This window comes from Actinopolymorpha sp. NPDC004070 (genome assembly GCF_040610475.1).
In the GTDB taxonomy this organism is placed as follows: Bacteria; Actinomycetota; Actinomycetes; order Propionibacteriales; family Actinopolymorphaceae; genus Actinopolymorpha.
On sequence record NZ_JBEXMJ010000016.1, the window covers coordinates 50,691 to 68,663 of the forward strand.

The 17,973-nt window shown below is 68.6% G+C and carries 13 protein-coding genes; 8 read left to right on the forward strand and 5 right to left on the reverse strand.

Annotated elements, in window-relative coordinates:
* Positions 1-176: 176 nt before the first annotated feature.
* The gene (locus ABZV93_RS25235) at positions 177-1,037 is read left to right on the forward strand and encodes a hypothetical protein (RefSeq protein ID WP_354940524.1); all 861 of its coding nucleotides are present in this window, start codon (positions 177-179) and stop codon (positions 1,035-1,037) included.
* Between the two features lie 303 nt (positions 1,038-1,340).
* Here ABZV93_RS25235 and ABZV93_RS25240 read toward each other — a convergent pair whose 3' ends face one another.
* The 5 genes from ABZV93_RS25240 to ABZV93_RS25260 all read right to left on the reverse strand — a co-directional run bounded on the left by ABZV93_RS25240 (position 1,341) and on the right by ABZV93_RS25260 (position 8,476).
* Positions 1,341-2,366: an alcohol dehydrogenase gene (locus ABZV93_RS25240; protein WP_354940527.1), complete on the reverse strand. Its 1,026-nt coding sequence runs from the start codon at positions 2,364-2,366 to the stop codon at positions 1,341-1,343.
* 317 nt (positions 2,367-2,683) lie between these two features.
* The gene (locus ABZV93_RS25245) at positions 2,684-4,534 is read right to left on the reverse strand and encodes a transketolase (protein WP_354940529.1); all 1,851 of its coding nucleotides are present in this window, start codon (positions 4,532-4,534) and stop codon (positions 2,684-2,686) included.
* 327 nt (positions 4,535-4,861) lie between these two features.
* The gene (locus tag ABZV93_RS25250; RefSeq protein WP_354940532.1) at positions 4,862-5,365 is read right to left on the reverse strand and encodes an NUDIX domain-containing protein; all 504 of its coding nucleotides are present in this window, start codon (positions 5,363-5,365) and stop codon (positions 4,862-4,864) included.
* 71 nt (positions 5,366-5,436) lie between these two features.
* Positions 5,437-7,551, reverse strand: coding sequence for a DUF222 domain-containing protein (locus ABZV93_RS25255; protein WP_354940534.1), 2,115 nt, complete (start codon positions 7,549-7,551; stop codon positions 5,437-5,439).
* 112 nt (positions 7,552-7,663) lie between these two features.
* Entirely contained in the window at positions 7,664-8,476 is an 813-nt protein-coding gene (locus ABZV93_RS25260; protein ID WP_354940537.1) for an endonuclease/exonuclease/phosphatase family protein, read from the reverse strand.
* A 139-nt stretch (positions 8,477-8,615) separates the two neighbouring features.
* Here ABZV93_RS25260 and ABZV93_RS25265 point away from each other — a divergent pair, with 139 nt between their 5' ends.
* From ABZV93_RS25265 to ABZV93_RS25295, 7 genes are all read left to right on the forward strand, one after another.
* Positions 8,616-9,194 carry an NUDIX hydrolase gene (locus ABZV93_RS25265; RefSeq protein WP_354940540.1) on the forward strand — a complete coding sequence of 193 codons (579 nt, stop codon included), beginning with the start codon at positions 8,616-8,618 and terminating at the stop codon, positions 9,192-9,194.
* A gap of 78 nt (positions 9,195-9,272) precedes the next feature.
* A complete protein-coding gene (locus ABZV93_RS25270) occupies positions 9,273-10,382 on the forward strand; it encodes a LacI family DNA-binding transcriptional regulator (RefSeq protein WP_354940543.1) in 1,110 nt (369 codons plus the stop codon).
* Between the two features lie 170 nt (positions 10,383-10,552).
* Positions 10,553-12,229 (forward strand): ABC transporter substrate-binding protein, encoded by a 1,677-nt coding sequence (locus tag ABZV93_RS25275; protein WP_354940546.1) that lies wholly within the window; start codon positions 10,553-10,555, stop codon positions 12,227-12,229.
* Positions 12,230-12,272: 43 nt separating this feature from the next.
* Positions 12,273-13,262 carry an ABC transporter permease gene (locus tag ABZV93_RS25280; RefSeq protein WP_354940549.1) on the forward strand — a complete coding sequence of 330 codons (990 nt, stop codon included), beginning with the start codon at positions 12,273-12,275 and terminating at the stop codon, positions 13,260-13,262.
* A complete protein-coding gene (locus ABZV93_RS25285; protein WP_354940552.1) occupies positions 13,259-14,200 on the forward strand; it encodes an ABC transporter permease in 942 nt (313 codons plus the stop codon). The genes ABZV93_RS25280 and ABZV93_RS25285 overlap by 4 nt, the downstream gene beginning before the upstream one ends.
* Position 14,201: 1 nt before the next feature.
* Positions 14,202-16,076, forward strand: a complete 1,875-nt coding sequence (locus ABZV93_RS25290; protein WP_354940555.1) for an ABC transporter ATP-binding protein — start codon at positions 14,202-14,204, stop codon at positions 16,074-16,076.
* A 54-nt stretch (positions 16,077-16,130) separates the two neighbouring features.
* Positions 16,131-17,972, forward strand: coding sequence for a xylan 1,4-beta-xylosidase (locus ABZV93_RS25295; RefSeq protein WP_354940558.1), 1,842 nt, complete (start codon positions 16,131-16,133; stop codon positions 17,970-17,972).
* Position 17,973: the final 1 nt, after the last annotated feature.

Here is a 17,973-nt window from a genome sequence, read left to right on the forward strand (position 1 = left end):
TCCACGAGGCGGATCCGTGAGGGTGCGTTCTCGTCGTCCTGCTTCTGCCGCTGGCGACGTCCGAGGTTGGTGTGGCAGCAGTGGTGGCGGCGATCTCCGCCACCTGCGTGTTGCTGGTCGCGGTCATGATCTGCACACCGGTACGGGACGCTCGCGAAATGCAGTAACTTCGCGACATGGCGGATCCGCAGGTCCTTGACCTTCTCGACCCGACGCGGACGGCATGGCAGGGCGGCGGGCCGCGGCCGGTACGCACTCTGTTGTGGCGACCGACGCCGGATCAGCGACGAGCTCACCCGCTGGTCGTCGTCTCACACGGCTCGGGAGGGGCGCCGGAAGACCTTGCCTGGCTGGCGGAGCCGCTGTCCTCGAAGGGTTTCCTGGTCGCCGCCGTCCGACACCACGGGAACCACAACGACGAGAACCTCCCCGAGGGGATGTCGTTCTGGTGGGAGCGAGCACCCGACCTGTCCGTCGTGGTCGACCACCTCGAGCGGACCGAAAGCCTCGCGAGTGTGGGCGTTGTCGGCTACTCACTCGGCGGCTACGCCGCGGCGGCCGTGCTCGGCGCGCGGATCGACAGCGGAAAGCTGAAGCGGTTGTACGCCGGGGAGGCGGTGCTTCCGATCCCGCCGGGGCGACCGGACATCGTCGCGGAGGTCGCGGGCCTGCTGGCGAGACACGGCGGCCGGGACGCCGTGACGGCGAGGGCCGTGACCGACTTCCGGGACCGCAGGTTCGGAGCGGGTGTGCTGCTCGCGCCCGCGATCTGCCCCATCCTCGACGACGAGAGCCTGGCGGCCATCCGGCGGCCGGTACTGGTGCGCTGGGGCGACGCCGACGACGTGGAGGCTCCCGACCACAACGGCCGTCGTTACGCCCGGCTGATTCCCGGCGCGGACGGCAGGTCGATGGGAGAGCAGGTCGGCCACTTCGCGTTCGGGGACGGCGACGGTGGCGACCAGGACGCAGCGGTGCACGAGTCGGTCGCCGCCGAGGCACTCGCGTTCTTCGGTTCCCACCTGGCTGTCGGGTGACGGCCCGGGGTGCACGTCAGGATCGGCGGATCGCGTCGGCCAGCGTGGCGACACCTGCCGGCAATCGGCCGCTTCTTCGGCAGCGCTGAACTCGCAGCCGTGGGGGTGGGGTCCGCGGATCCGGGCGGACGTCCCCGGCACGGAGGTGCCGGTCAGTCGCAACGGCCGGAGGATCCGGCGCCCCGCGCGGGTGGTGCCGAGCGCGGCGACGCCGCTGTCGCCGCGCCACGGCCGGGATGACACCCCGCCCATCCCCGGAAGGTTCCGGAAATCCCCGAATCCCGTCGGGAGCCACCGGCGATGTCAGTCGGCCGTGAGCACCATCCGGAAACGGGCCTTACCGGCGAGCATCTTGTCGTACGCCTCGCCTGCGCGGTCCAGGGGCAGCTTCTCCGTCATCGGGCGAATTCCGTGCAGGACGCTGAACGCCATCGTGTCCTCGACGTCCTGCGAGGTGCCCGACGGATGTCCCCGGATGACGCGGGCGCTCATCAGAAGCTGCAGGGGGCTGATGCCCAGCGGCTCGGGGTCGGCTCCGATGGCCACCAGCTCCCCGCGAGGAGCCAGACCGTCGACGGTCGCGGTGATGGCCGCGGAGTTGCCGGCGGTGGCCAGGACGACCTTGGCGCCACCGAGGGCCTGCAGCGCCTCGGCGACCGGGGTGCCGGAGGTGCTGTCGACGTAGTGGTGGGCGCCGAGTTGCTTGGCGAACTCTGCCTTCTCCGGTCCACGGGCGATGCCGACGGTCTCGAAGCCCATCGCCGCGGCGTACTGCACTCCGAGGTGCCCGAGACCGCCGAGCCCGAGTACGGCGACCAGATCGCCGGGCCGGGCGGAGCTGCGCCGCAGGCCGTTGTACGTCGTCACGCCCGCGCACGCCATCGGTCCCGCGTCGCTCGCGTCCAGTCCGTCGGGGATCCGGGCCAGCGCGTCGGCGGGTGCGATGACCTTCTCGCCGAACCCGCCGTCGTACGCCCAGCCGGGAACCTTCAGCGTCTCGCACACGATGAAGTCGCCACGCCGGCAGGATCGGCAGTGGCCGCAGCTGCCGCCGAACCAGCCGACCGCCACCCGGTCACCGGCCTGCCAGCCGCGCTCCTCGACCCCGTCGCCGAGCTCCTCGATCCGCCCGGCGATCTCGTGCCCGGGGACTACGGGGAACGTGATGCCCGGCGCGCCCGCGTTGACGAACATCGAGTCGCTGTGGCAGACGCCGCACGCCTGCACGGCGATCCGCACGTGACCCGGCCCGGGCCGCGGCACCTCCCGCTCGACCAGCTCGAACGTGCCACCCGCTTCGGCGACCTGCGCGACCCGATATGCGCTCATGCGTTCCTCCGGAGATCAAAGCCGGGCGTCCGTCACCGGCCAGCCTAGCCCCGGCAGAGGGCCCTCACGCTGGTCCACCACGCTCCGGGCCGAGACACCGTGGGGCGACAGCTCCAGCAGCCACCAGAACTTCGCCACCTCCGCACGGCGGTGTCGGTGCGGTAGCCGACGCCGCCGGACGCCTTCTCCACCAGTGCCCCACGCCGGCGGCCGAGTTCGGCGACGGCTCAGTCGAGGTTCTCGACGGTCAGTGTCCGTACGGTCATCGGCCGATCAGACCGAGCGACGCTCCGGGCCCGACACCCTTACCCACAAGGCTACTTGGCCTCTTGGTCGGTTGGTCGTACGTGGGTTCGTACGGCGTCGGCGATGCAGTCCGCGTCGATGCCGGCCTCGTGCAGGAGTTCCGCCGGTGTTCCCGAACCCGGCATCTTCCGCACCGCGAGCTTGTGCACCGGCGGGCTCTGGTCGGTCTCGGCAAGTGCGTCCAGTACGGCGTCGCCGAGGCCGCCCTCGGCCCAGTGGTCCTCCACCGTGAAGATCCGGCCGCACTCACGGGCCGCGGCCTGGATCGCCGGGGCATCGATCGGCTTGACGGAGTAGGCGTCGACGACGCGTGCCTCGATGCCTTCCCCAGCAAGGATCTCCGCGGCTTCGACCGCCTCGTCGACCGTGACACCGCACGCGACGATCGCGACCGAGTTTCCCTCGCGGACGGCGCGCGAGCCGCCGATCCTGACCTGCTCGTCGGCCGGTGTGCGCACAGTCGTCTTGCCGCGCAACGTACGGAGGAACGAGATGCCCTCACGGTCGGCCATCGCCGCCACGAGCCGGGCGGTCTGGTTGGCGTCGGAGGGCGCCAGCACGGTCGAGCCGTGGATCGCGCGGAACGACGCGATGTCCTCCAGCGCCATCTGCGACGGGCCGTCCTCACCGATCGAGACGCCGGCGTGCGAGCCGGACAGCCGCAGGCTCGCCTGCGAGATCGCGGCCATGCGTATGAAGTCGTACGCCCGGGAGAAGAACGCCGCGAACGACGAGGCGTACGGCACCCAGCCGCGCACCTGCATGCCGACCGCCGCGGCGATCATCTGCTGCTCGGCGATGAACATCTCGAAGTAGCGGTCCTTGTGCGCCTCGCGGAACAGCTCGGAGTGGGTGGAGTTGGAGACCTCGCCGTCCAGCGCCACGACATCTCCCCGCATGGAGCCGAGTGCCGCCAGGGCTTCTCCGTACGCCTGGCGCGTCGCCACCTTCTCGCCCACGTCCCAGGACGGAAGGTGCCCGCCGGAGGTGTCGAAGACGTGCGGCTTCGCATCCTCGGGCCGCCTCAGCCGCACCGAGATGTCGCGTTCGCCGCCGAGCTCCTCGATGGCGGCCTCCGGCTCGTCGAGCGGCTTGCCGTGCTTGCCGGGCTGGTCCTCGACCGCCCTGACGCCCTTGCCCTTCTTCGTCTTGGCGATGATGACGGTCGGGCGCCCGGTGGTGGCGAGGGCCTCGTCGTAGGCGGCCTTGATGGCGTTCACGTCGTGACCGTCGACGGTGATCGCGTGCCAGCCGAACGCCTCGGCGCGGGCCTTGTAGCTGTCGAGATCCCAGCCGACCATCGTCTCCCGCGTCTGGCCGAGCCGGTTGACGTCGATGATCGCGGTCAGGTTGTCCAGTCCGTTGAAACCGGCGTGTTCGAACGCCTCCCAGATGGAGCCCTCCGCCATCTCGGAGTCGCCGCACAGACACCACACACGGTAGGGCAGCCGGTCGAGTCGTCGTCCGGCCAGCGCGATGCCGACGGCGATCGGGAGGCCCTGTCCCAGCGAGCCGGTCGCCACGTCCGTCGGCGGGATGTTCGGCGTCGGGTGGCCTTCCAGCCGGCTCCCGAGCTTGCGGAACGTGAGAAGTTCGGCGTCGTCGATGATGCCGGTGGCCTTCAGCAACGAGTAGTAGAGCGGCGACGCGTGCCCCTTGGAGAAGATCAGGTGATCGTTCGCAGGGTCCTTCAGGTGGTCGACGTTCCAGGCGAGGTAACCACCGTCGATCAGTACCGCCATCAGGTCGGCCGCCGACATCGACGAGGTCGGATGTCCCGACCCGGCCGCCGCCGAGGCACGGACCGAGTCGACGCGTAGCTGCTGGCCGAGTTCGGTGAAGCGGTCGCTGCTGGCCCTCATGAAGCCACCTTCCGTCGACACGACGTTTCGTCGGCGACGCTGCCGCGACACACGTCCACCGTACGAAGTAGGACGGCCAGCCTATGCCCCGTCCTGCGCGTACGGGCCGACGGTGCGCTGGCGGCCTCTCCGGACGGCCTCCGGACTGCCTGTGCTGGGCGGGTGAAGCGTGGTCATCGGTTCGACGGGGACGATCGGTGCCGCCGCGGCGGGAACGAACACCGGCAGATCTTCGGGTGCCGGAAACGCTGACACGGCTCGCGGCGCCGGAGGCACACTCGTCAACGCGGAGCTGGAGGAGTTCGTACGCACCGTCGCACGGGGGCGTCACGCTCCGCCCGTGAGCCGCCTGGGCTCGCTCGAGACGCCGCTCCCGAGAAGGTTTGCCGTGAGATCACCGAGCCCGACGGGCAGAAAGACTTCTTCCGGTGTGGGCGACAGCTCCGCGATCGGCCACCAGCGGTGCGTTGTCAGCACGTCCTCCTCGCCGGTGACCATGCCTGTGGTGTCCGGGGTGAACGACGTCGTACGGAGGAGCCAGAAGTCGTCCCGTACCTCGTATTGGACGCCGTCCGGCGCGTCCCACGACGTCTCGAAGTACGCGACCGGGCTGCCGAGTTTATCCGCGGTGACGACGAGCCCGGTCTCCTCCGCGAGCTCGCGAACCGCGGCGTCGCGAGGGGATTCGCCGGGCTCGAGGCGTCCGCCCGGAGTGATCCACTGCCGACCCGGCCCCTCCGGGTTGTCCATACCGAAGAGGAGTACCCGCTCATTGTCGTCCACCACGATCACGCGTCCGGAGTGCCGGGGAACCCTTCCGGCGTCCGTCATGCCTGCTCCGACTGCCGTGCCCGGTGGTTCCATGGGCGTCAACCTACCGTTTCGCTCGTGGTAGTTGATCCTCAGAACGGCGGCAGGTCATCCTTGGCCGTTCGGGCGCCGGCGGTGGCCGTTGCGGCCTCGGCGGGTGTCGCCGGGTCGGTGAGGGAGGGCGCCCGGCTGCTGTAGCTGCGGCCGAAGGGGTCGGTGAGGGTGTGTTCGGCAGGCCCGGTCTGCTTCAGTTTCCAGTCGCGTTCTGTTTTGGCTTTGTGGTGGCGGGGGCACAGGGGTGCGATGTTGTCCACGCCGGTTTCCCCGCCGTCCCGGTATTCGGTGTTGTGGTCGAGGTGGCAGGTGGCGGCGGGCCTGCGGCAGGTGGTCCATACGCACCGCTGGTCGCGGGCAGCCACCAACTCGGCTTGGAGTCCGCGCAGGAACCTCGCCGGTAGCGGATGCAGATGCAACAGGCGTCCGGTGACCGGGTGGGTGACACCGACACTGAATCTGGCTTCGGGGTTGGTGAGATTGTTCGCCACCAGCCGCTCGGCCACTTCGGTGATGATCGGTCCGAACCCGCCAAGTTCAGCGGGCTGCGCGGACAGTCCCATCAACGTGGTCAACGGCACGTTCAGCTGGATCTTGGCGCGTGTTCGGATGGCACCCCAGCTTGGCTGCGTGGAAGACCAGGGTGGTGGTGTCGAGTTGTCCGGTGGCGGGTCGGGTGGATCTGGTGGACCCGGCGGGTCGGCCGTCTCATCCGGTGGCCGGTTCTGCAGCGGGATCTGACCCGCAGCCGAAAGCCCGGTCGCAGAAGCCGCACTCTCACCGGTTGCACCGCTTCCGGCCACGTTCTCCCCGGCCACGTCGCCGCACTCCGTCGCGCTCTCCCCAGCCGAGCCGCGGTCGGCGGCAAGGTGAGCTGCGGTGTCATGGACCGGAACGCCGGTCGTCGCGGCGCCGCCGCACACCGTGCACGTGGCGACCGGCACAGGAGAACAGTCGCCACACTCACACCAACTGTCGTGCAGATCGTGGTCGGGGAACCGGTGAACACCACAGTGCCCCTGCCCGCCCTGCTCGTTCTCGCCCTGCTCGTTCTGGCCCTGCTCGTTCGCCGACTGCTCACCGTCGACCGGCTCGGGGTCGACCGTCTCGGGGTCGACCGGCTCGGGGTCGTCCTGCTCGCTGTGGGGGCGTTCCTGCGGCGGCTCACCCTCCGCGGTGCACTGCTCAGACTCGTCCTGCTCAGACTGCTCCTGCCCAGGCTCGTCATGTGCCGCCTGGTCCTGTGCCGCCTGGTTCTGTGCCGCCGGGTTCTGCGCCGCCTGGTTCTGCTTGGTCTTACCCTGCGGCTGGCCGGATTGCCTGGGGGCCGAGCAGTCGGTGATGTCGGCGGTGCCGGCGAGCAGGGAGTAGGCCACGTCCGCGCGCAACTGGCTGAGGTTGCGGGGGTCGCCGCTGGACTTGACGGCCCGGGCGATGGCGTCGATGTAGCCGTACGCCTCCGCGGCCTGGTCCGCGGACAGTCCGCGGATGGCGAGGTCGGCGACGCCGTCGACGGCGGGCCAGATCGCGACGTTGCGCCCGGTGCGGGCTTCGCGGTGGCGTTTGGCGGCGGCTTCGGGGTCGGCCTTGAGCACCTCGGCCTCCACCTTGGCGCGAAGTAGTCCGCCGCGCAGTTCCAGGACCTTGGGGAAGAGGGCGTCCTCGATGAGACCCCACAGCTCGGGTTGGGCGTCGGCGACCCGGTCCACGATGATGCGGACCTCGTTGAGCTCCAACTGCCCGCCCGCCAACGCCTCACCCACCCGTGGGAGCCGTTGCAGCGCCGCGGCCATCCCCACGTACTGAGCCGCCCGGTAACCGGTCCACCCCAGCAACGGCTCCAGCACCACCGACGTCATCGGGTCCGGGGTGTCACTGCGCTCGGCCGGCTCATCACGCAGACCAGGCTCGGCGTAGGTCAGCTCGTTCACCCCCGTCAGGCTGGCCGACTCCGCCCAGCAAACCATCCGCCGCGTCCCCTTGACGTACTCCTCCAACTCCCACCCGTTACACGCCGCCAGGTCCACCGCGGCGATCGCCGCCGCCAACTCCGGGCCACCCGGCAAATCCGCGAAACCGGCAGGCAGCACCCCACGACCACCCGGGTCCCCACCCAGGTGGTCGTCGCCGAAGCCCTCACCGCCATCGCTCACGCGTTCGATTCTACCCGACAAGATCGGCTAACTCTGGCCGGAAACCCCTTACCCACAATGGAAACGTCCCGTCAACGGTAACTTGCCGGAGTGCGGAGGGGTGAGTGTCCGGTCAGCTGAACAGCGAGGTGACCAGGAGCGCGTCGTGGTCGGAGTACGTCATCGGCGGCGTGGTGGCGACGGGACGGTGGAACCAGCGGTACGTGCCGTACGCGTGCTGAATGCCGGGGCTCTGCGAAGCCGCGCTGTCCTGGCGGCTCCAGAAGCCGACCGGGGCGCAGCTGGTCTGCCGGTTCATGTCCCCGGCGGCGATCACGGGCCTGCCGGTGGAGGCGTAGCGAGCGAGCAGTTCCCCGAACTCCGCACACTGGCCGTCGTTCGCCGCCGAGTTCGGACCGGCGGGGTCGACGTCGCGGACCGCGAGGTGTGTGACGCAGGCGGTCTGCCCGTCGACGGTGGTGGCACAGACCCGGCGGCGCTGCTCGTTGCCGTTCTGTGCCTGGTACGGCGCGTCGTCCACCGAGGCGATCGGCCGGCGGGTGAGGACGGTGATCCCGTAGACGCCGCGGCCGGTGGGCTTCACGCACGGCAGCTGTGCGCCCTTGTAGATCACGGCACCGAACGCCAGGTGGTAACCGGTCTCGTCGGCGATGCGCTGAGCGTCGCCGCTGCACGTCTCGACCAGGGTGGCGACGTCCGGAGCGTTCGCGCGGATCTTGCCGATCGCCTCGTCCACGACGGCCGGATACTGCGTACCCGCATAGCAGCCGGCAATCCCGGACAGGCAGAGGTTCATCTGCAGCAGCTCGTATGACTGCGGGCGTTGCGAGGTCGCGGGTGCCGCCGCGTTCGCGACGGGCGCGGGTGCCGCCGCGTTCGCGACGGGCGCGGCAAGCGTGACCAGCACGGCAAGCAGGAACGTCATCCAGGCGCACCGACGCGCGCGCAACCTCGTCATGATCATCGATCAGTCGTACCAGCACTCGGATCCCTCCGACGGCGACCTTTCCAGGATCGGTCACCGTGCCGCGGGGGTGATCGGGGCGGCGGGTAGGTTCTGCCGGATGGACGAGTGGGTGCTTGAGTCACAGCGGCCGGTCTACGACGGCTGGCTGAAGATCTCACGCAGGACGTACGTGCTTCCCGACGGACGTCGCTCGGACTGGGACGTCCTGACCGGAGGGCACACCGTCGCCGTGGTCGCGCGTACGACCGACGGGCGGTTCGTCCTCGCGCGGCAGTTTCGCGCCGGGCCGGGCCGGTTGCTGCTGGAGGTCCCCGGCGGGCACGTCGACCCGGGAGAGGACGTCGTCGAGGCGGGCGTGCGCGAACTACTGGAGGAGACCGGCTACAAGCCCGGGGCCACGACCTACCTCGGCTCCACGTGGCTGGCCGCGAACTTCCAGATCCAGCGCCACTTCGTGTTCGCCGACGGCTGCCGGTGGGTTACCGAACCTGATCCCGGGCCCGAGGAGTTCACCGAAGTAGTGCTGCTGGGCGAGGCTGAGTTCGTCGAGCACGTGCGCGGGGGACAGCTCACCGACCAGGACTGCGGTTACCGGGCGCTGGACTATCTGGGCCTTCTCGAGGCGAACCAGCCACCGTGTCGTGACACTCCATCCGCATCGAAGGCCGCGGAGTAACGACCACTGGGTTACCCCATGCCCGGTTCGCGTGGTCACGCTCCGGTCAAACCCTCTGTCCGGTCCCGGACGGCTGTGTTGCAGATCCAGGTGAGGTCGTTAACCTTCTCGACACATTGCTGCAAACGTTTACCGCAACGGCAGCACTCAGGACGGGACCGCACGCACATGGGCAAAGGGTCGACCCTGCACGAGATCGCGCGAGACGCGGGCGTCTCCATCGCGACCGTGTCCCGCGTGGCGCGGGGGGTCGGCCAGGTCTCACCGGCGACCCGCAAGAAGGTGCAGGACGCGATCGACCGGCACAACTTTCGCCCGAGTCACTTCGGCCGTGCCCTCGTCAACCGGCGGCACGGAGCCCTCGGAATCGTCTTCCCCGGCCTGTCGGGACCGTACTACTCCGACGTCATCAACGGCTTCGAGGAGGAGGCCGTCAACGCGCAGGTGAGCGTGCACATCATGGGCACGCACTTCCTGCGCCAGTCGGTCGACATGGTTCTGGACATGGCGGACCGGGTCGACGGCCTCGCGGTGATGGGTGACGTCATCCCCGAGGATGCGGTTCGCCGGCTCGCCGACCGGGGTGAGCGGGTGGTGCTGCTCGCCGGCGGTCCGCTGGTGGGCGTTCCGACGGTTCGTACGGAAAATCTGGCGGCGATGGCGCGGCTCACCACGCACCTGCTGTCCGATCACGGCTACGGCCGGCTGGTCTTCGTCGGCAATCCCGACGGCTCATCCGACGCAACCTACCGTTGGCAGGGCTTCCTGCAGGCACATCGGCGACTCGGTGTCGAACCACCGGACGAACCGATCCGCGTCGGACTCGCGCAGTCGCACGGTTTCATCGCCGTGAGCCGGCTGCTCGACGAGAAGGAACTCCCGGACGCGATCGTCTGCGCCAACGACGAGATCGCGCTCGGCGCCGTGGTCGCGCTCATGGACCGCGGGGTGCGGGTGCCGGAGGACGTCGCGGTCACCGGATTCGACGACATCTCCATGGCGGGGCTCGCCGCGTCGGGCCTCACCACAGTTCATCAACCCATGCGTGAACTCGGCGCGGAAACCGCGCGTCAGCTGTTGCGGCACGTCGAGGGTGATCTCGACGTCTCGCTGGATCGTGTCCTCGAAACGCAGGTCGTCATACGCGGCAGCTGCGGCTGTGGCGTGGACGATCCGTCAGCGAAATAAGAGGTTCTCGAAGCTCTTCCGTACTACCTGATGCAACACCCGCGGCCAGTTGCTGGCCGGCCGGGTGGAGTCGGCTGCCGCGGGGTGCAGTTGGACCAGAAAAGGTGATCCGCAAGACCGGAGACTGCCCGGACCCGAGGGTTCGCCGGCATTCATGAGGAGCGGTGTACATGTTGTTGAGGAAGATACTGGTCACCGGAGCGGCTGCCTCACTGCTGCTTCTGCCGGGCTGCGCCGGAAGCGCCAAGGACGCCGCGTCCGGCGGCGGCGGTGGCGGCAAGAGCGGGATGATCCCCGTGCTCAACCTGCCCGCGGAGGTCGACGCGTCGGTCGGCAGCCTCGTCAACTACAACCCGTACTCGGCCAAGCCGGCGACGCAGACCTGGCTGTACGAGCCGCTCATGATGCAGAACTCGCTCGACTGCAAGGTCACTCAATGGCTCGCGACAGACTACAAATGGGAGGGCTCGGACAAGCTGATCTTCACGATCCGCAAGGGCGTGAAGTTCGCCGACGGTTCCGAGCTCACCGCCAGGGACGTGGCGTTCACCTTCAACCTCACCAAGCGGTACCCCGCCATGGACCTCGCCGGCGTGTGGAACGACACGTTCGGTGCGCACGCGACCTCGGTGACCGCCCAGGGCGACAAGGTCACCTTCCAGTTCAGCGGTGCCGCTGTTCCGAAGTTCCAGGGGATCATCAGCCAGAAGATCCTCCCCGAGAAGAAGTACGCCTCGGTGGGTGACCCCACGAAGTACATCGACAAGAACCCGAACGGAACCGGCCCGTTCAAGGTCGGCAGCTTCAACGGTCGCCGGCTCGAGCTCGTACGCCGAGCCGACTACTGGCAGGCGAGCAAGGTGAAGGTCTCGAAGCTCGTCCTCGAGGGACAGCCGGACGCCACCCAGGCGCTGCTGCAGCTGCGGTCCGGGAAGCTGGACTTCTACAGCGGTGAGATTCCCAACCCGCGCAAGGCGTTCGTCTCCTCCAACCCGAAGCTGAACCACGTCTGGTACGCACCCAACGGCATCACCGCGCTGGCGCCGAACCTGAAGAAGGCGCCGTTCAACGACGTGAAGTTCCGCGAGGCGATGGCGTACGCCATCAACAAGCAGGACGCCACGCTCAAGGCGACCTACAACATGATGCACGTGGCCAGCCAGTCCGGGCTCGTCATGCCGAACCGCGAGTCGATGCTGCCCGAGCCGTACACCGCGGAGAACACCACGCTCCCGTTGGACCTCGCGAAGGCCGGGAAGCTCCTCGACGCGGCCGGCTACAAGAAGGGCGCGGACGGTTTCCGCACCAACAAGGACGGCTCTCCGCTGACCATCAAGTTCTCGGTGCAGGCGGGCTGGATCGACTACGAGGCGATGGCCGACTCGATCACCGCGTCGTTCCGCAAGCTCGGCCTGAACGTCAAGGAGGTCAAGTCGCCTCCGGACACGGTGGATCTCGCCAAGAAGACCGGGCAGTTCGACATGATGATCAACTTCGTCGGCTCCGGATGTGACTACGCCAACGGTCTGGGCGCGACCCTGGAGACCGCGCAGATCCCGACCAAGAGCGAGGTCAGGGGCAACGTCGAGCGGTTCTCCGACCCGGCCGTCGACCAGGCCGTCAAGTCACTGCAGGCCACGACCGGCCCCGCCGCGGTGAAGAAGCAGGTCGGCGTGCTGGCCAAGACGATGATGACGCAGTACCCCGTCATGCCCATCCTGTACGCACCGGCCCGGGGCATCTACCGCACCGACAAGGCGGTCGGCTGGCCGACGGAGAAGGACCCGTACGCCAACCCGCAGGACGCCATCCTGCTCATCATGACCAACCTCACGCCGGCCAAGTAGTGGCCGTACACACGAGGCTGGTGATGCGGAGGGTGATGCGGAGATGAAGTACTTCCTTCGCAAGATCGGCTTCTTCCTGCTCACACTCTGGGCCGTCGTCACGCTCAACTTCCTGATCCCCCGGCTTCAGCCGGGGGATCCGGCAGAGCTCATGGTCCAGAAGCTGGCGGGCAAGAACGCACAGCTCAACCTGGCTCAGGTCCGGGCGATGCGCGCGATGCTCGGGACGCCGCACGGTTCCCTGTGGAGCCAGTACTGGGAGTACATGGGTCACCTGGCCCACGGCGACTTCGGCATCTCGTACACGTACTTCCCGTACAAGGTCACCGACGTCATCGGGCAGGGGCTGTGGTGGACGCTCGTCCTCGTGGCGTGCACCCAGATCCTGTCGTTCGTCATCGGTGTGATGCTCGGCGCCTACGCGGCCTGGCGGCGCAACTCCAGGTTCGACTCGATCGTCACGTTGGGTTCGACGTTCGTCGGGACGCTGCAGCCGTTCTGGATCGCGCTGTTGCTGCTGTACGTGTTCGCGTACTCCCTGGGCTGGTTCCCGACCTCAGGTGGGTACTCCCAGTCGACACCGGGGTGGAACCTCGGGTTCGTGTACGACGCGGTGTCGCACGCGTTCCTGCCAGCGGTCGCGCTGATGATCGTCACCCCGATCGGGTGGATCCTCGGCATGCGCAACACGATGATCATGAACCTCGGCGAGGACTACATCCGGCTCGCCAAGGCGAAGGGGCTGCCCGACCGCACCGTCGCGTTGCGGTACGCCGCGCGCAACGCGTTGCTGCCGAGCGTCACCGGGTTCGCGCTTGCGCTCGGTGGTCTGCTCGGTGGGGCGATCCTGGTGGAGACGGCGTTCGACTATCCCGGTCTCGGCCGGCTGATGGGTGAAGCGGTGGCGAACAAGGACTATCCGCTGCTGCAGACCCTGATGCTCCTGACGACGACCGGCGTCCTCATCGCCAACCTCATCGCAGACCTGCTCTACGGAGTTCTCGATCCGCGGGCCAGGAGGGCCGAACGATGACAACATCGGGATTCACTCCCGCCGGCGCTCCGGATCAGGCGAAGAACATCGAGGTCGACCCGGAGGGCACGGCCAAGGAGGCCTCCACCGAGCGGCCCGAGTCGTGGTACTCGGTCATCTGGAGCAGCAAGAAGGCCCGCGTCGGCGTCATCACGGTCGGGATCTTCATCCTGGTCGCGGTGTTCGCCCCGTTGATCGCGCCGCACGACCCGACCGACTCCTCGTTCACCCCGCTGATGGGGCCGAGCGGGACGAACTGGCTCGGCACCACCACCAACGGCCAGGACGTCGCCTCCCAGCTCGTCTACGGCACCCGGGTCTCACTGATCGTGGGCCTCTTCGGGGGACTGATCGCCACGGTGATCGCCCTGGTGGTCGGCATGATCTCCGGGTACGCCGAGGGAACGTGGCTGGACGACGTGCTGACCTTCGTCACCAACGTCGCCCTGGTCATCCCCGTGCTGCCGTTGATCATCACGCTCGTCGCCTACTCGTCGACGCGCGGAGTGACGCTGATCATCTTCGTCATCGCGATCACGTCGTGGGCGGGTGCCGCCCGGGCGAAACGGGCGCAGATCATCACGTTGCGAAACCGCGACTTCGTCACGGCGGCGAAGTTCTCCGGGGAAGGAACGTTGCGGATCGTCTTCCGCGAGATCATGCCGAACATGACGTCGCTCGTCGCGGCGAGCTTCGTCGGCGCGGCGACCGGTGCGATCGGCGCCGAAGCAGGGCTGGCGGTTCTCGGCCTCGGCGACAACAACCAGGTGTCGTGGGGAACGATGCTCTACCAGAGCAACGCCCAGGGCGCGATCGCGCAGGGGTTGTTCATCTGGGTATTCGCGCCAGGTCTGCTGCTGGCGATCCTCATCACCGCCATGTGCTTCGTGAACTTCGGCGTCGACCTGCTCAGCAACCCCCACCTGAGGGAGGACTGACATGCCCCTGCTCGACATTCAGCACCTGTCGGTCCGCTACGAGCCGAAGCGCAGCCAGCCGTTGACAGCGGTCCAGGACGTGACGTTCTCGATCGGGGACGGTGAGTTCGTCGGCCTGATCGGTGAGTCGGGGAGTGGCAAGACGACGCTGGGCATGGCGCTGCTGCGGTTGCTGGAACGTCCGGGACGGATCTCCGACGGGTCGATCCTCTTCAACGGCACCGACATCACCCACCTCACGCAGGACGAGCTCCGGCCGACGCGGTGGCGGGACGTCTCCACGGTGTTCCAGTCGTCGATGAACTCCCTGAACCCGGTCACCCGGATCGAGGCGCAGTTCCGCGACGTCATCGAGTACCACACGAAGCTTCGCGGTGAGGCGGTCACCAGGCGGGTCCGCGAACTCTTCGAGATGGTCATCATCGACCCGAAGTTCGTCAACGCCTACCCGCACGAGCTCTCCGGCGGGATGAAGCAACGTGTCAACCTCGCCATGGCACTCGCGATCGAGCCGAGGTTCGTCCTGCTGGACGAGCCGACCACCGGCCTGGATGTCGTGGTCCAGCACGAGATTCTGGAAAACGTACGCCGGCTCCAACGGGAGCAGGGGTTCGCGGTGCTGTTCATCAGCCACGACATCGGCACCGTCCTCAACCTGTCGGACCGGATTCTCGTCATGTACGCCGGCCGGATCGTCGAGGCGCAGGGAGCCGAGTCGATCCTGCGCGATCCGCTGCACCCTTATTCCAAAGGGCTGTTGGGCTCCTACGGCGACCCGCGCGCGGAGACGGTGCAGATCACCTACGTTCCCGGGCGACCGCCGGACCTCAGCCGGCGGCCGGTCGGGTGCAACTTCGCCCCCCGGTGCCCCGAGCGCATCGAGCGCTGCGTGACCGTCGACCCACCGCTGTTCCAGATCGGTTCGGCACGGGCCGCCTGCCACGTGTCCGCGCTGCAACGCCTCGGCGGGGACGGTGCGGAGGAGGTCGGCCCACCGACCCGAACCTTCGCCGGGCCGAAGTTCGTCAAGACCTCGGAGGAGTCCAAGGCGGCCCTGCGCGGAGATGTCCTGCTGTCGGTGGAGAACGTCGCCAAGGTGTTCGAGCGCCGGCGCGGACTGAAGGTCCATCGGGTGCAGGCCGTCCAGGACGTGTCGTTCGAACTGCGCCGCGGTGAGGTCGCCGCGCTCGTCGGGCAGAGCGGAAGCGGAAAGTCCACTCTCGCCTCGATGATCACCGGTGTCGACACCCCCACCGCCGGGCGGATCGTCTTCCACGGCGAGGAGGGAGCCCGGGAGGTCGCGAAGTTCCGTGGCCGGAGCCTGCGCGACTACCGCAGCCACGTGCAGATGGTCTTCCAGGACCCGTACTCCTCGCTCAACCCGGCCAAGACGCTCGGCTACACCCTCAGCCGACCACTGGCGAACTACAAGGGAATCAAGGGCCAGGTGGCCCGCGAGCGGGTTCTCGAACTCCTCGAGACCGTTGCCCTCAACCCACCGGAGCGATACATCAACCGCTTCGCGTACGAACTGTCCGGAGGCCAGCGTCAGCGGGTGGTCATCGCCCGGGCGCTCGCGGTGGAACCGGAGCTGATCGTGGCCGACGAGCCCATCTCCAGCCTCGACGTCTCCATCCGGGCCGAGATCCTCGAGCTGCTGAACAGGCTCGTGCAGGACAGCAACGTCGGCATTCTCTACATCACCCACGACCTGCTGAGTGCCCGGATGCTCTCCGACGAGGTCATCGTCCTCAGCCAGGGACAGGTGGTGGAGTCCGGGCCTTCGCTGGAGGTCATCCGTAACCCCAAGGACGCCTACACGAGGCGGCTGCTGGAGGCGATCCCGTCGCCCGACACCCGCTCCGCCCGCAGGTAGTCGTTCGTGCAGGCGTGGCAACTCATTCAAGCGTGGCAGCAAGGAGCAATTGACGTGAGCAAGCCCATGGCCGAGGCCCGTGCCGACTGGGAGGCGCGCATCTCCACCCGGTCGGACAGCAGTCGTGCGACCGAGCCTCCCCAGCTCCCCCCTCCCGGCGGGCTGGTGGCCGAGTCGGGCGTCGGCCAGGTGACCCTGCGCTGGCGGCCCGTCGAGGGAGCCGTCGGCTACCTCGTGCACCGCGCCGACGCTGCCGAGGGTCCGTTCACCCCCGTCGACCACCTCGGTGGTGACGTGCTCTCGGTGCCCGACACGTGGTACGTCGACACCAGCGGTGAACCCGGCGCGACCTACCACTACGCGGTCGCGTCCGTCCCGGAGGTCACCACGGCCGGTGAGCTCGGTGCCGCCGTCGCTGCCACCTCCGAGGTGCCGGGCGGTGCCCTGCACACGGTCACCCTGGCCACGGACGCCGGCGCAGCCGGGTCCACCCTGCCCAAGCCGTGGCAGCCGATGATCGGCAGCGAGCGGCTCAGTCAGCTGCTGTGCACCGACACCTCCGGCGGCCGCGAGATCGGCACCGAGCTGTTCGCGGCGCTGCGCCGGGTGGCCGACGAGATCGGGGTGACCTCGGTCCGCGCGCACGCCATCCTGCACGACGACCTCGGCGTCTACCGCGAGGTCGACGGCGAGCCGGTGTACGACTTCGCAGAGGTCGACGAGGTGTACGACGCGATCCTCGGCATCGGCCTGCGCCCGGTGGTGGAGATCGGCTTCATGCCCAGCGACCTGGCCAGTGACCCGGACAAGACGGTGTTCGAGTACGGCGCGATCATCTCCCCGCCGAAGGACTGGCAGCGCTGGGGCGACCTGGTGCACGCGCTCGTGACGCACCTGGTCGAGCGGTACGGCATCGAGGAGGTCCGCCGGTGGGAGTTCGAGGTCTGGAACGAGGCGAACCTCGAGGTGTTCTGGTCCGGGACCCGCCAGGAGTGGATGCACCTGTACGACGTGACGGCGTTCGCCGTGAAGGCCGTCGACAGCCAGCTGGTGGTCGGCGGGCCCTCCTCGGCTGCCGCGGGCTGGGTGGACGAACTCCTGGCACACGTCGCCGAGTCCGGCGCCCCGCTGGACTTCGTCTCGACGCACACCTACGGCAGCCCGCCGCTCGACCTGCGCCCGACGCTGGCGCGGTTCGGGCGTGAGGACGCGAAGATCCTCTGGACCGAGTGGGGCGTCACCCCGACCCACTTCAACCCGGTGAACGACTCCGCGTCCTCGGCGATGTTCCTGCTGCAGGGGATGCGCTCGTCGGCGGGACGTCTGGACGCGCTGTCGTACTGGGTCGCCTCCGACCACTTCGAGGAGCTGGGCAGGCCGCCCAGGTTGCTGCACGGCGGCTTCGGCCTGCTCACCGTGGGCGGCCTGGCGAAGGCTCGCTACCACGCGCTGTACCTGCTGTCCCGGCTCGGCGACACCGAGCTCCCCACCACGGTCGGCGGTGACGGCGCCGGTGGCCTGGTGCAGAGCTGGGTCGGCCGCCGGGACGACGGCTCGCTGTCGGTCCTGGTGTGGAACCACACCCTGGACCAGCGCAAGGCGAGCGGCGGCGCGGGCCTGGACCGGCGGGTCCGGCTGGAGGTGGCCGGTCTGGACGGCGCCGGTGCAGAAGGTGTGCGTCCGGCCACCCTGACCCGGCTGGACCGTGAGCACGGCGACATCTCGGTGCTGGCCGAACGCCTCGGCGTGGGGGACTGGCCGACCGACACGCAGTGGAAGCAGCTCGCCGAGGTCGACGCGCTGGCGCCGGACAAGGTGGCCGGGCACTTCGAGGACGGCGTGCTGGTGCTCGAGTTCGACCTGCCGCAGCCCGGTGCTGCCCTGATCGAGGTGTGAC

Excerpts from the sequence above, each read along its gene's own strand:
- ABZV93_RS25235 (WP_354940524.1), top strand. The coding sequence starts at position 177 with ATGGCGGATCCGCAGGTCCTTGACCTTCTCGACCCGACGCGGACGGCA.
- ABZV93_RS25240 (WP_354940527.1), bottom strand. The coding sequence starts at position 2,366 with ATGAGCGCATATCGGGTCGCGCAGGTCGCCGAAGCGGGTGGCACGTTC.
- ABZV93_RS25245 (WP_354940529.1), bottom strand. The coding sequence starts at position 4,534 with ATGAGGGCCAGCAGCGACCGCTTCACCGAACTCGGCCAGCAGCTACGC.
- ABZV93_RS25250 (WP_354940532.1), bottom strand. The coding sequence starts at position 5,365 with ATGACGGACGCCGGAAGGGTTCCCCGGCACTCCGGACGCGTGATCGTG.
- ABZV93_RS25260 (WP_354940537.1), bottom strand. The coding sequence starts at position 8,476 with ATGACGTTCCTGCTTGCCGTGCTGGTCACGCTTGCCGCGCCCGTCGCG.
- ABZV93_RS25265 (WP_354940540.1), top strand. The coding sequence starts at position 8,616 with ATGGACGAGTGGGTGCTTGAGTCACAGCGGCCGGTCTACGACGGCTGG.
- ABZV93_RS25275 (WP_354940546.1), top strand. The coding sequence starts at position 10,553 with ATGTTGTTGAGGAAGATACTGGTCACCGGAGCGGCTGCCTCACTGCTG.
- ABZV93_RS25280 (WP_354940549.1), top strand. The coding sequence starts at position 12,273 with ATGAAGTACTTCCTTCGCAAGATCGGCTTCTTCCTGCTCACACTCTGG.
- ABZV93_RS25285 (WP_354940552.1), top strand. The coding sequence starts at position 13,259 with ATGACAACATCGGGATTCACTCCCGCCGGCGCTCCGGATCAGGCGAAG.
- ABZV93_RS25290 (WP_354940555.1), top strand. The coding sequence starts at position 14,202 with ATGCCCCTGCTCGACATTCAGCACCTGTCGGTCCGCTACGAGCCGAAG.